This window comes from Chlamydia muridarum str. Nigg (assembly GCF_000006685.1).
Taxonomy (GTDB): domain Bacteria; phylum Chlamydiota; class Chlamydiia; order Chlamydiales; family Chlamydiaceae; genus Chlamydia; species Chlamydia muridarum.
In genome coordinates, this window is record NC_002620.2 from 687401 (window position 1) to 700800 (window position 13400).

Consider the following 13400-nt stretch of genomic DNA (forward strand, 5'->3'; position numbering starts at 1 on the left):
GAAAAGCCTCTTTTAAAGCGATGCTATTTTATCCAAAATACTTTGCAACTCTTGACGGCTATTTCTTAGAGCGTCTTCTTTAGCTTGTACCAAGTTAGGATTAGCTCTAGTTCGGAAATCCTCGCTCGCTAATAGCTTAGACAAACTTTCTATACTATTCTCTAAACGAATTTTTTCTTTTTCTAGACGTGCATGCTCCTTAGCAAGATGTTCAGCAGGAAGAATTACCCCCACTTGAATTCCTTCCACAACCCCCAAACTAAAAATACAATCTTTTGGAGCTTCTGAAAGCTGTTCTATAGTTTTAATTCCTCCCAATGCACACATGATTGGAATACAAGCATCGAGCAATTCCTTTTTCTCTGAACTAATGATAAATGCTTGTAAAAGATCCCTAGGATCCAATTGCATCTCTCCTCGAATATTACGAATCGTATAAACCAGCTTTTCCGCTATAGCAAATGATTCTCTTAATCCCTGAGGGAAAGACAGCTCTATAGGTTGAGGATATCCTGCAATCATACAGGCTTCAGACCGTAACATACTCACAGCATGTCCAGTAACAGCATCCCCTAATCCATCACCTACAACACCTAGTGTTGTTTTTATCTTTTGGAAAAGCGTCTCAGTAATATACGGAACAATGGGGTGTAATACTCCCAAAATATTAACCAATAAAGTCGCTAAAAGCTTGCGCTTAGTAGCTCGTTGTTCGTCATTACCCTGTTTTCCGAACAATGTGGGTTTGATGATTTCGAGATAAGTAGAGCACAAATCATTTTTAAAGAAGTCATAAGCTAAAGCAGCTATTTTATCGAAAGAATAACAGTTGTAGTGGCTATCTATAAGAGCTAATAGTTCATTAAACCTATCTAAAATATAAAAATCTTCTAATCCAAGAAGATCCTTATTGACTCCTTCTTCTAAATCTCGACTTGTTAGCTCGGAAATATGTCCGAAAATAAACCGTGCGCCATTCCACAACTTATTAACGAAATTCTTATATTCTTCAAACAAACGATAATCGAGATCGATTTGCTCTCCGCGATTCGCACAGGAGCAAAGCGTAAAGCGCACAGCATCGGCACCATACATATCGATCATCTCAATAGGATCAATAACATTACCTTTCGATTTAGAAAGTTTTTCCCATTTAGCAACTACATTTTTTGGAAGAGCTTTCCCTTTATCATACTCACGTTTCTGATCCCCAGAGACATAAGTCCATTCCCCATTGTCATCATACTGCTTATAGGACTTACCAAAAATCAATCCGTGTAAAAAGACATCAGCAAAAGGCTTGGTATCAACCATTGCAGAACACATCAATACCATCCGAGTAACCCAGAAAAAGAGAATATCATGTCCTGTTACTAAGACAGAGGTAGGATAAAACTTTCTTAAATCCGCACTTTCTTCCGGCCAACCAAAACATGTCAAAGGCCATAATCCGGAAGAAAACCAGGTATCTAAAACATCAGGATCTTGATACCATGACTCAGGATCCTGCGCTACCTCCTCAGGGACTCCATCTCCATCGAAACAAATCACATACTCTTCATCATGCTTATTATGCCAAACAGGAATACGATGTCCCCACCAAAGCTGCCGACTAATGCACCAGTCTTTGAGATTATTTACCCAAGTAAGGTAATTTCTAATGAATTCCGGAGGGAAAAGATTAATTTCTTTGCTATTTACAAATTCTCTGAGAGATTCTCTGAATGAATCAACAGAAACAAACCATTGTTTTGAAAGGTAAGGTTCAATAATCGCTCCTGAACGATAAGAGACTCCTACTCGAGATGAATAGGCTTCCTTCCGAACAAACAAGCCTAAAGCCTCTAAAGAAGTGATAATATTCTCTCGAGCCGACTCTTTAGCTAAGCCTGTAAAAATCCCCCCATTCTCATTAATTTCTCCAGTTGGAGTCAAAATATTGATCATAGGAAGCCGATGATTCATCCCTGTCCGATAATCATCTTTATCATGAGCTGGGGTGATCTTAACAGCTCCAGTTCCAAAAGACGCATCAACAGAAAAATCACCAATAATAGGGATTTCCCTATCTACAAAAGGAACAATTACCTTAGCTCCTATCAAATGGCTATACCGTTCGTCTTCAGGAGAAACTGCAATCGCTGTGTCTCCTAACAGAGTTTCCGGACGTGTAGTAGCTACCGTAATAAACTCCTCAGAATTCACAACTGGATATCGGATATAATACAACCATCCTTCTCGCTCCTCATACTCGACTTCATCATCTGCTAAAGCCGTTTGCAAAATAGGATCCCAGTTAACTAGATAGTATCCCCTATAGATAACGCCTTTATCAAACAAAACTTTAAAAGCTTTTTTTACAGCACGATTGGCTTCAGGATCCATTGTAAACCGCTGCCTAGACCAATCACAAGAACACCCTAGCTGACGAAGCTGCGAAAGAATGACATTTTGACTTTTCTCCTTCCACTCCCAAACATGTTTCAAAAATTCTTCTCTAGAAAAATCCGTTCGTCGTTTACCAAGCGAAGATCGCAGATGTCTTTCCACAACAGTTTGCGTAGCAATCCCTGCGTGATCAGTTCCTGGAACCCAGCAAACCTCAAATCCTTTCATACGCTTATAACGGATAAGCATGTCCTGCAATGTATTCACAAGAGCGTGGCCCATATGCAGGATCCCTGTAACATTGGGAGGAGGCATAACTATCGAATACGCCGGTTTTTTACTATTAGCATCCGCTATAAACATCCCAGAGCGCTCCCAAAACGAATACACCCCAGACTCTGAACTTTTAGGGTCATACGCTTTAGGAAATTGATCTTCGTTCATGCCTTATTCCATTTATTTTGACTGTTAACAAGTCTCCGGTTTCTCAAAACATCTGAATTTTGAGTAAAGGGGTACTTTAACGGAAAACATATTGCCTTTAGAGGTTGATTATGATCAAGCGGGAGGTGCCTTAAGAGACTTGACCAAAAGCCTTCAATGAAATTACTTCCATCCACAAATGATGGCTTCGACTAAGAATCTCTTTATCATCTTTCGTCAAAGAAACCTTATAAGAAATAATACCTTGCCGATCCTGATAATCGCTATCTTTTAAAACATATACCTGATAGCCAGAAAGATATTGTACATCGTAAGAGAATTTTTCGGCTTCGCCATTGCCATAATATACCCATACGTGAAGAACCATGGGGAGAGAATTTCTAAAACATAAAGGCAGCCCCCAAGTAACAACTAGTTGCTGCCCTACAGATTCTACAACACATCCCCGATCTATACCGAGATGAGCCGCTGCCGTGTGCTCCTCATCGATAAATTCTAAAAATGAAGAGAGTGCAGGCCGCGAACATCCTTCTAAGCATATAGCCAAGAACGTCGCTGCCAAACACTTAAAACAATAACAGCGCAAAAACGAAAGCAAATAACGCAAAAGACTCAACAATCCCAATCGAAGCAAATGATTTACCGTATATCGCTGAGGAACGCGCATAAGCTTGAATAGCACTCACACAACACTTCCCTTGCATAAGAGCTGAAAGTAGCAATGCAGATCCTACAGCTATACCCATTACGATACCACTGACAGCAGAGACTTTTCCATCTTTAATTGCATCGTTTAGCAATAACATAAAAATCAATCCGTAAATAGATTGAGATGAGGGCATTGCAGACAAACCAATTATCTTTCCGTGTCCTTCATCGATTCGAGACATTACTGCATGAGAAGCAACCCCTGCCATTCCACATCCAATAGCACTACCAATCATTGCCAAGGCCATAGCTAATACAGGCCCCACTACTGATACATCTATCATATCTTTCCTTTACCTAGATCATTCCTATTTTATTCAACAAAGCACACATAAAACTCTTTGTATCAAATATTTTGAGACTTTTGACAAATTACCCTTTTCAATGGGTGCAAAAGTCTTCCACCGCCATCAAAGCTATAGTGATACCATTCTATAAAATTAAGACGGAGACCATGTATCACACCTCCCATAATGGAAAGTGCAATATTTACTGTATGCCCAAAGATAATTATCAAGACCCCTACTGCGGGGGAAAATCTTTCGCTCATTACCATGACAGTGTTCCCCACCATAGCTCCTGCTAAACTAAGAGCATACAGTCGTAAATAGGACAAAACATCTGAAAACACTTGAATAACAGCTGTTACCTCATCCAGGCCTCGTAATCCTCTCTGGATAATTCCGCCTAAAACAGCTATGCCTAAGCCTATAAATGTTACATAATATCCTACTTGCCCCCCTAATTCATAAGGAACGTGTAAGGCATAATGAATCAGAGAAACGGCTTGTAAATAGATAGGCAGATACATATACGCTCCGCACATGAAAACTACCCAGCCTATAGAAGAATACCTTTGTCTACAGTAGCGCAACATCCCTAAAGACAAATGAACTACCCCTACCAACAAAGCTATTTCCATTAGAATATTATCTGTAAATTTATCATAAACAACAGCTTTGTATACAGAATCTCCACTGCTAGTCCCTTGAGCCAAAAGAAACTCTTTAGGAGTTTTTTTATCCTTGAGCACAGGATAATCATGCACCAATTCTTTATAGCCTTTGGGGCGCTCCTTCAGGTAGTACTCAGCTTTCTTCATAGCAAGAAAATGCGTCAACGAATATTCCCGAAAAGGACTTGTATAGCTGACCGACACGCCAAAGAAGGATGTTGTAGCCCCACCCCAGCAAACGCATCCACCCCCTAATATCATAAACATTTTCAGAAAACGTTTTAATGCCAGAGAATGCTTTACCTGCTTCCGAGCTTTGAAAGACAAGAATAATGAAGTTGCTAAAAATATTAAACCGTACCCTGCATCATTAATAATCATTGAGAAGAATACGAAAAAGGATAAAAAGACCCATAAGGAAGGATCCTTATCTGTGGATGCGGGGGTATCATAAATATTGACCAAAGATTCCCCTAAAGCTCCCAGTCCATGGTTCTCTAAATATGTAGGGATTACTTCATCTGGATCGGGTTGCACCCGTTCTAAATAAACTCCTAAACTATTACAAAGCTTTTCTACTTCAGTCAAACGATCGACAATAACCCAACCCAAAGCACTAAACACTTTGTCATCGAATAAATCTTCTGTACTAGCTTCTGCATGCTGTAAAGTTTGCTCATTACATTGCTCACATAAAGCTTCTAATAATTCTTCTCGATAAGCATATAACTCACAAACACGAGCTTTCTTTTTACGCAAAAGGGTTTGAAGATGTTCTTCTTCTTCTCGCAATTCTCCAACAGAACGAGGAGCTTCTATTTCTGTAAAAATATCTTTGGATAGAGAGACAACCCCAATAACAACATAGTAATCATAGTTGTATGCTGTTGCTAGATAGAAAACATTCTCTTCCTCAACCTCTAAAGGAGCTCCTTCTATATGTTTTTTATAGAAAAATCGAACAGATAAACCTGTTTTCAACGTTAATTCACGAATTTCCTCAGAGGAGAAATTCCCTAGAGGTTTAACGCGAAAAATTTCTTTACTCAAGGCCTTTAAAGAATCTGTAATCGTTGTAATTTCATGATTAAGATCAAAAATTTCCTGAAGAAGCTGTTCTGTTGTCAGATATCCAGATTTGACTAACACTAAATCTGATGGCGAATATTTATTCGTTAACAAATTGAGTGTTTTTAACCCTTCAGAAATCCTACGAACATTTTCTGAATCCTTGAGTTTGTTTTTTGCCAAAAATTCGACAGCTCCAAGCTCTCGGCACGCAGAGAAAAATTCAGACTTTTTACGTCCAATAAATAAGTATTTATCCACGTTTATGCGCATGCAGACTACTCCTTATGCTGCTGAATTTTTTTCTTAGCCATTTTCATCTGACCCACATCGGTAATACTCCGATCACTTAAGAAAATAGCTATCTTTTTAATCGTTTGCGAAGTTGTCGGTATTAATTTTTTTTCAAAAAGATTAACCCGAATGGAGACACGACGAAGCTCTTCTTCCAAAAGACGCAGTCTCTCTTGAGCATTTTCAGCATAAATTTTACTCAGAACATACTCTTTTGCGGATGCAATTAAAGAATCTATCCAAATAGGGGTATCCAGCAAAGAATATTCTAGAGAAGTCAGTACAACGCGCTTCAACAAAGGAACTTCCACTCCAGCGATATTCTCAACATCCTTTTCAAAAATATCGATAGAAAAACATTGCTCAACAGCATCCGTATAGAGGGGGATGCTGAAAAGTTCTGCAAAAGCATGCATCCTATCTCGAGCCTGTTCATTAGCTGCCATACTTTCTGCTGCGGAACGCATTGCAGATTGTACTTCAGCCTGCAATAAAGCCTTCTTCAACTTCAATGTAGGAAGATACATCCCCAATAGATTAAGCTTTTGTTTCTCAGCTCGATAAGAATTTTTCGTTAATTTTATTTGTGAAGACATGCTTTCGGCCAATATTTCTGAATCAACTGCTCTTTAATTCCAACTTCCTCAGAATGAAAACTTTGTGCCAAAATTTTCCATCCGATATCTAAAGCTTCTTCAAGAGGAATATTCACCTCCAGACTCATTAATCGCGTCTCAAACAGCTCTGCAAAAGCTAATAATTTTTTATCCCAATTGGAAAGTTTGAAACCCATGGACATCCGTTCTGCAGACTTTCTAGAGTCCGCGTAAAGACGAATCAGCGCATTTGCTAAATCCCCATGATCTTCTCGAGTCCTTTTACCAATGACTAGTTGTTTCAACCGAGATAACGACCCAAAAGGATCTATTCGATTATCTTTCAGATAAAACTGTCCTTCTGTAATGAAGCCTGTATTATCAGGAACTGGGTGCGTGATATCATCCCCTGGCATCGTAGTCACACTAATCAAAGTAATGGATCCACCTTGCGCTATATCTACAGCTTTCTCATAACGTACAGCAAGATCAGAATACAAAGATCCTGGATACCCCCTGTTTGCTGGAATTTGATCCATTGTGATAGCGATCTCTTTCAAGGCATCAGCAAAAGCTGTCATATCTGTTAACAAAACCAGAACATTTTTCTTTTGCTCTAAAGCAAAACGCTCAGCACAAGCTAAAGCCATATCAGGAATTAACACACATTCAACTGGGGCATCTACAGCTTTATGAATGAACATAACGCATTTATCAGCGAATCCTAAACGTTGAGATTCTTCGACAAAAAAGCTGTAATCAACAAACGTTAATCCCATCCCTCCAATGATTACAATATCTGCATCTGTTTGAGCGGCAATACGCATTAACAATGCGTTATGATTTTCTCCTGAAGAAGAAAAAATAGGAATCTTTTGGGACTTCACTAAACAATTGAACATATCAATCATTGGTATGTTCGTGCGTACCATTTCTCTTGGAACAATCCGACAAACAGGATTAAAAGAAGGAGTTGTAATAGGTATCGGCTCTCCAAAACAAATCTCTTCATTGTCAATAGGTTTCCCTGTACCATTGAAACGTCTTCCTAATAGAGAATCCCCGTATACAACCTCCATAGGTCTTCCCAAAAAGACTACTTTGTCTCCTGTCGACAATCCAGAAGTGCCTCCAAACACTTGTAGAGTCACTTTCTTCGCATCGAAACGCAAAACAGAAGCATAAGACGAGCGCCCATCAGCTCGCTCAATCTGCACTAATTCACCTAAAGAGGCTCCTTCGGCCTCTACAGTAATCAAGTTCCCCTTGATATCCGTAATTCTTGTATATATTGTTTGCATACCTACGCCGTCTGCACCATTTTGCTTTCTAATAGTTTATAGATCACTTCTAGCCCCTTCTGATAGTCTTCAGAAAGGAATTTTTGACCATTCAGCGTTTTAATTTTACTTTGAAGCTCTAAAAAGAAACTCCGAGCATTATCTGGACAATCAAAACAGAATCTAGAGCTAAAAATATGACTCATTAAAGAAAAAAGCTCTATTTGACGATCAAAAGGACAATAACAGTCCTCTGCATCGAAAGCGTTTTGCTGTAAGTAACAGAAATCATACAACTCTGATTTCAAAAAGATTTCTATATCTTCCATAGAAATCCCTTCTTCCCCAACAACTTCTATTCGCTTACCAATTTCTGCTCCTTCTTCTAAGAAACGAGAAGCTTTTTTAACGGAATCTCCCCATCCTGGAACTTTTTTCTCTAAAATCTCCGCCACAGAATCCAAGTACTTAGACCATGAAATCATCGGATCAATAGAAGGATACCGTCTAGCATCTGCTCTAGCCTTAGAAAGCCCACAGAAAGCCCCAACAACAGATAAAGTTGCTTGTGTAACAGGCTCTTCAAAATTTCCTCCTGCGGGAGAAACCGCTCCACAGATAGTCAAGGAGCCTTCCGATCCATCTTTCATTTTCACAGCCCCGCCTCGCTCATAAAAAGCTGCTATTCGAGACGCCAAATAGGCTGGGAAAGCTTCTTCTCCAGGGATTTCTTCTAATCGCCCTGAAATTTCCCTTAAAGCTTGAGCCCATCTAGATGTCGAGTCAGCCAATAACAAAACATGCAACCCCATTTGACGGTAATATTCTGCTATAGTAATACCCAAATAAATGGAGGACTCTCTAGCTGCTACAGGCATGGAAGATGTATTACAAATAATACAGGTCCTATGCATCAAAGACTGCCCCGTATGAGGATCTGTCAAATGCGGGAACTCCTGAAGAATTTCTACAACCTCTCCAGCTCGCTCTCCACAAGCACACAAAACTACGATATCTACAGCTGCATACTTAGATAAATGGTGCTGTAAAACGGTCTTTCCTGCACCAAAAGGCCCTGGAGTACAAAAAGTTCCTCCCTTTAAGACGGGGATCTGAGTATCTAATACTCGTAACCCAACATCCATAATTTCATGAGACGGTACCTTTTCCCCTTCTAAAAAAGCCTGTTTAATGGGCCATTTCTGAACCATTGTAAATTCAAGCTCGGCTCCTGAAGCAGTACGTCCTTTAGCAATAACGGTATCAACAGTGTAATCTCCTGAAGAAATGACCCAAGTGATAGTCACTTCCTCAAAACAAGAGAAAGGAACCATGATTTTATGATCAAACCGCCCTTCCTTTACTGTACCAAGCACATCTCCCCGAGATAGAACATCCCCGACAGAAGCCTTTTGCGTATAAGCCCATACAGTTTCCCGACAAATGGCATTAACATACTCCCCTCTTTTCAAGAACAAGCTTGTATCTGCCAATACCTCTAAGCGATTCTGAAGTCCGTCAAAAATACCTTGCAATAGACCGGGCCCAAGTTCCGCTTCTAATAAATGCCCGGAAAAAGTTACCAAAGCGCCTCGAGAAATTCCTTGAGTTTCCTCAAAAACTTGGACTTTAACCTCATCTCCCACAACTTCTATAATTTCCGCTTTCAACCAAGTATCATCCACGCTGACATAGGCCACTTCTCCTTGACGCACATGCCCATCAAAATGCACCCGCAATAAATTTCCGTAAGCTTCTACGACATAGCCCTGCGTCGTTTGTTTTGAAGTTGCTACCATTTGATTCCTTTCTCCATCAAATTAATCAGTTCTTTCCCTTTTTGAACGCTCACATAGCTATTACGAATAGCCATTAAATAGGTAGTTACACGAGAAAGAATTGCATCTGCGTTAAAGTATTTGTCTCGTGACATCTCTTCCACTTTGTGAAACTCGTAGAGGGAGAGAGTCTGATTTAACATGTGCGGAAGACGCCCGTAATCTCCTAAAACATCTTTCAACTCAAAAAATTCATCCGGAAGTTCGTAATTGGGAGAATCTTTTTGCATCAACACATGCAAAACAACAGGATTCGAACTATCTTCATCCCGAAGGACAAAAGAGACATCTTTCTGCATTACTCTAGCTCGAAAGCCCGCTAAAATAATGCGTAAATCTTGCTTAAAGCGAAAATAGGTTCTAAGAAATTCTGAAGGATAACTTTGATAATGATCTAGAAAACTCCTAACTAGCTCTGAAAAATTAGCCAAACGTTCTTGAGAAGTTTTATATCGCAATAAAAAGTCTTTAAAAAAGTCTTCAAATTCCCATTCATCTGACCACATCTGCAGTCGCAATAAAGTTTCTACATTATTGTTTGTGACAGTCCCAAAGGAAAACGGAACGGGCTTACCAGACCAGAAAAAAGCAAAATTCTCTAAATCAAAAAAACGAAGCAGCACCACATAGGATTTCCAATCCTGCTCTGTAAAGTTCAGAGATAATAGATCGTTGATTTCTTGGAATAAATAAAGAGGGGGGGATTCTGGTTGTTGAGGAGAAAGAAAGGAAGATAAAAAATAATATTGATTCATAACGCACTCTTGCAACCTCAACTAAGAAATTCCCTGGATTAACTTTTCCAGAGACCAGTCTTCTTTTCTCAATGCATATAAAAAAGCTCCGAAAATACCGGAGCTTTTATTATCAACGAGTATTCCCTAACAACGATTCAAATAACATAGCTCCTCAACGCAAAGATTTCTAACAAGACTGAAAAATCATTTCTCGAAAATCTTTTTGCAAAAATCTAGTCAATAAATCCAATAAAGCTTCTGAGCTAATATCTAAAACCCAATTGCGCTCTTCCACTTTCAATTGCGCTCCACCAGAGAATTTTCCAATTACCACTCCCTTATCTTTGAGCTTAGACGTAATCTCCTTCCCTAAAGCTTCATTAACAGCTCGAGCCGATACATGCTTTCCTATACATGCAGAAAGATTCCCTGAAATCCCCTGTGTTTCAACAGTCTGCACCAAAGCTTGTACAAACTTAGCGCTTACTCCAGGATCGGTAGTAACCCCATCCAACCACTCTACTAAGGACTCTTTGAAAATCTTCGTTTCCACAGCTTGCTTTAAATTTTCTAGAGAACGCTTACCAGCCTGAACTAGAGCAGCCTCTCCTTTTTTTAAGGTTTGGCTAGCAGTTTCTTCCGCAGAGCGAATGATCCTTTGCGCTTCTTCTTTTGCTTCTTCCACAATACGTTTTGCTTGCTCTCTTGCATTATGGACAATAGAACCAGCCTCTTCCTCAGCGGGTTTTAAAGTCTCCTCTCGCAAAGTATCACATATTTGCTTCAATTTATCCTGAGCGCTGAGATCTGCCATATCTGAATACCAAGAAAAACAACGTTTATCTTAAAAAAACAATCAATTATGATCCGGTTAACCCCCAAGATTAGATCATAATAACGTTTAAAATCAAACACTAATCCTTATGAAAAGAGTTATCCTCTGCTCTCTTTTGTTAGCTAGTTTTCCTTCCGTCGCAAAAGCATCTTCAGACAAAAAATCTCTTTCTAGAGCAGCCCAATTACGAGAAAAACGAAAAGAACTTCTTCATGTTTCTGGGAAACCCTCCCCTCGCTATGCTTTAAGGAAACGAGCTTTAGAAGCAAAAAAAAATAAGCCCTCCGTAAGCTGGGTAACCTATTCTAACTCGACATACTCTTTCTTAATCCCTAACACCTGGCAATGCATCGATGATAAAACACAACTTCCAGAAAAATTAGATGTTTTATTCATCGGAAACGGCGCTGGAGGATTAACTCCGACGATAAATAGCTCCCACGAGATTATTCATAAAACAGAGGAAGCTTATATTCAGGAAATTTTAGAATACCATCGTGCAAATGAAATGACTCTTGAGTCATCTATCTTTACACATATTCAGGCCCCCAGTGGCAAGTTCACCATTATTAAAACAGAAAAAAACACCTCTTGGGGACGCGTTTTTTGCCTTCAAGGGGTTTCTGTAATTGACCACACGGCCTATATTCTTACTAGTACTTCTACTATAGAAGACTATCCTAACGTCTCCCTTTCTCTCCTGAAAGCAGCTTCTTCTTTCAAACTTTCAGAAAAAGAAGAAGCTGCCCGGGGTGACGCCATTCTAGAAAAAGCTTTGCAAGATTTACAAAATGGAAAATAGCGCAATGCTATCCGTGATATAAAACTTCTCCTCGCAGAGAATCGAAAATAAATCGCACTTGCACAGACTTGCCAGCTAGATTTAAATTCAAAAAGACTGGGAAACGAGAGAACAGCAGCTGAAAAGGAATTTCAACACTTTTCTCTTCAACAGAAACGGAGACGGCAGCATCTCCTAGAATAGACTTAGCTTCATAAATTCTTAAACAAAGAGCTGAAAATCGTCTGATAGCATCACATATCTCAGCATCGAATACAAAAGAAGCCTCACACTTATCGCATGTAAGAAAATTTTCTAAATCTATTACAGAGAAAGCCACGTTCCCACCACAACAATGTGGACAAGAAAAACACAAAGCCTGTTCCTTTTTTCCCATGACATCCTTTCTATTCAATGCTGCTTTACATCACTACTATAAAACTAGGCTTCTTGAGCAGCAATTTGTCTAATAAACTCAGTAACTGCAGATTCTAAAATTTGAGTATCTCCAGAAAAGATTCTAATTCCCTCGGCTAATTTCTCTGTTGCCATAGCATCTTCGTTCATCAAAAATCGGAACACACTTTCTGATAGCTCAACAGGTTGAATATCTAATTTTTTAGCTTCTTCAACACTTAGCTTTCTTTCAACAGGTTGTTGCTCTTTTTTGAGTTCTTCTAATATCTTTGGAGAGATAGTTAAAAAATCACACCCAGCTAAAGCTAACACTTGTTCTTTTGTTCTGAAAGAAGCTGCCATGATCTGCGTTGGAATATCAAATTTCTTATAATATGAATAGATATTCGCGACTGAAGCGACTCCAGGATCTGCTTCAATAGAATACCCCTCTGCACCATAAGCCGCAATCCACCAATCATAAATTCGACCAACAAAAGGGGAAACCAATGTTACTTTTGCTTTCGCTGCCGCAATCGCTTGTACAAGACTAAAAATTAAGGTCACGTTGCAGGCAATCCCTTGGTTTTCTAATACTTCTGCAGCACGAATACCTTCCCATGTCCCAGGAATTTTAATTAACAAACGCTTCTTATCTCCCCCCATTTTTTCAAATAGTTGGGACAAGAAAATCGCCCGTTGAACCATTGCTTCTGTATTAAAAGAAAGACGAGCGTCGATTTCTAATGAAACCCGCCCAGGAACATATTTTAGAATCTCAAGGCCTAAATTGACTTGGATCTTATCTAAAACAAAAGTAAGTGTCTGAACATCATCACCATTCTGTCTAATTCCCCAAGAAATAGCCTCTGTCAACATTGACTGATACTTAGGCTCTTGAGCAACCTTTAAGATCAAAGAAGGATTTGTTGTAGCGTCCTGAACATCTAAAGTCTTAATTAAATCAGGATCTCCAGAATCTCCAACAAGGACACTCCAAAGCTTAAGCTGATCGAACTGGCTAGACATAAACACCTTGTCAATTTTTGACTTTATGCGAAGCCTACCAAAAAAAATGAT

General features: G+C 39.3%; 12 protein-coding genes. 1 reads left to right on the forward strand and 11 read right to left on the reverse strand.

The window, feature by feature from the left end; translation table 11 throughout:
- Nucleotides 1–12 precede the first annotated feature (12 nt).
- The 9 genes from TC_RS02915 to TC_RS02955 form a co-directional block, all read right to left on the reverse strand.
- Nucleotides 13–2832, reverse strand: a complete 2820-nt coding sequence (locus TC_RS02915) for a valine--tRNA ligase (RefSeq protein WP_010230885.1) — start codon at nt 2830–2832, stop codon at nt 13–15.
- Between the two features lie 130 nt (nt 2833–2962).
- A complete protein-coding gene (locus TC_RS02920) occupies nt 2963–3499 on the reverse strand; it encodes a hypothetical protein (protein ID WP_010904369.1) in 537 nt (178 codons plus the stop codon).
- A complete protein-coding gene (locus TC_RS02925) occupies nt 3399–3824 on the reverse strand; it encodes an ATP synthase subunit C (protein WP_010230889.1) in 426 nt (141 codons plus the stop codon). Before TC_RS02925 ends, TC_RS02920 begins: the two co-directional genes overlap by 101 nt.
- A gap of 62 nt (nt 3825–3886) precedes the next feature.
- Nucleotides 3887–5836 carry a V-type ATP synthase subunit I gene (locus TC_RS02930; RefSeq protein ID WP_010230892.1) on the reverse strand — a complete coding sequence of 650 codons (1950 nt, stop codon included), beginning with the start codon at nt 5834–5836 and terminating at the stop codon, nt 3887–3889.
- A gap of 5 nt (nt 5837–5841) precedes the next feature.
- The gene (locus tag TC_RS02935) at nt 5842–6453 is read right to left on the reverse strand and encodes a V-type ATP synthase subunit D (RefSeq protein ID WP_010230895.1); all 612 of its coding nucleotides are present in this window, start codon (nt 6451–6453) and stop codon (nt 5842–5844) included.
- Nucleotides 6438–7754, reverse strand: coding sequence for a V-type ATP synthase subunit B (locus TC_RS02940; RefSeq protein ID WP_010230897.1), 1317 nt, complete (start codon nt 7752–7754; stop codon nt 6438–6440). The genes TC_RS02935 and TC_RS02940 overlap by 16 nt, the downstream gene beginning before the upstream one ends.
- A 2-nt stretch (nt 7755–7756) precedes the next feature.
- Nucleotides 7757–9532: a V-type ATP synthase subunit A gene (locus TC_RS02945; protein WP_010230899.1), complete on the reverse strand. Its 1776-nt coding sequence runs from the start codon at nt 9530–9532 to the stop codon at nt 7757–7759.
- Nucleotides 9526–10326 carry a DUF2764 family protein gene (locus TC_RS02950; protein ID WP_010230901.1) on the reverse strand — a complete coding sequence of 267 codons (801 nt, stop codon included), beginning with the start codon at nt 10324–10326 and terminating at the stop codon, nt 9526–9528. The genes TC_RS02945 and TC_RS02950 overlap by 7 nt, the downstream gene beginning before the upstream one ends.
- Before the next feature lie 169 nt (nt 10327–10495).
- Nucleotides 10496–11122: a V-type ATP synthase subunit E gene (locus tag TC_RS02955; protein WP_010230903.1), complete on the reverse strand. Its 627-nt coding sequence runs from the start codon at nt 11120–11122 to the stop codon at nt 10496–10498.
- Nucleotides 11123–11231: 109 nt separating this feature from the next.
- On the opposite strand from TC_RS02955, the gene TC_RS02960 reads away from it, so the two are divergent.
- Nucleotides 11232–11945, forward strand: a complete 714-nt coding sequence (locus TC_RS02960) for a hypothetical protein (RefSeq protein ID WP_010230906.1) — start codon at nt 11232–11234, stop codon at nt 11943–11945.
- Between the two features lie 7 nt (nt 11946–11952).
- Here TC_RS02960 and TC_RS02965 read toward each other — a convergent pair whose 3' ends face one another.
- Nucleotides 11953–12321, reverse strand: coding sequence for a hypothetical protein (locus TC_RS02965; protein WP_010230909.1), 369 nt, complete (start codon nt 12319–12321; stop codon nt 11953–11955).
- 44 nt (nt 12322–12365) lie between these two features.
- Complete coding sequence (tal, locus tag TC_RS02970; protein WP_010230911.1) at nt 12366–13349, reverse strand: transaldolase; 984 nt, start codon at nt 13347–13349, stop codon at nt 12366–12368.
- Nucleotides 13350–13400: the final 51 nt, after the last annotated feature.

What these genes read in the sequence shown, in the direction of transcription:
- TC_RS02915 (WP_010230885.1), bottom strand. Translation starts at nt 2,832, where the DNA reads ATGAACGAAGATCAATTTCCTAAAGCGTATGACCCTAAAAGTTCAGAG.
- TC_RS02920 (WP_010904369.1), bottom strand. Translation starts at nt 3,499, where the DNA reads ATGCGCGTTCCTCAGCGATATACGGTAAATCATTTGCTTCGATTGGGA.
- TC_RS02925 (WP_010230889.1), bottom strand. Translation starts at nt 3,824, where the DNA reads ATGATAGATGTATCAGTAGTGGGGCCTGTATTAGCTATGGCCTTGGCA.
- TC_RS02930 (WP_010230892.1), bottom strand. Translation starts at nt 5,836, where the DNA reads ATGCGCATAAACGTGGATAAATACTTATTTATTGGACGTAAAAAGTCT.
- TC_RS02935 (WP_010230895.1), bottom strand. Translation starts at nt 6,453, where the DNA reads ATGTCTTCACAAATAAAATTAACGAAAAATTCTTATCGAGCTGAGAAA.
- TC_RS02940 (WP_010230897.1), bottom strand. Translation starts at nt 7,754, where the DNA reads ATGCAAACAATATATACAAGAATTACGGATATCAAGGGGAACTTGATT.
- TC_RS02945 (WP_010230899.1), bottom strand. Translation starts at nt 9,532, where the DNA reads ATGGTAGCAACTTCAAAACAAACGACGCAGGGCTATGTCGTAGAAGCT.
- TC_RS02950 (WP_010230901.1), bottom strand. Translation starts at nt 10,326, where the DNA reads ATGAATCAATATTATTTTTTATCTTCCTTTCTTTCTCCTCAACAACCA.
- TC_RS02955 (WP_010230903.1), bottom strand. Translation starts at nt 11,122, where the DNA reads ATGGCAGATCTCAGCGCTCAGGATAAATTGAAGCAAATATGTGATACT.
- TC_RS02960 (WP_010230906.1), top strand. Translation starts at nt 11,232, where the DNA reads ATGAAAAGAGTTATCCTCTGCTCTCTTTTGTTAGCTAGTTTTCCTTCC.
- TC_RS02965 (WP_010230909.1), bottom strand. Translation starts at nt 12,321, where the DNA reads ATGGGAAAAAAGGAACAGGCTTTGTGTTTTTCTTGTCCACATTGTTGT.
- tal (WP_010230911.1), bottom strand. Translation starts at nt 13,349, where the DNA reads ATGTCTAGCCAGTTCGATCAGCTTAAGCTTTGGAGTGTCCTTGTTGGA.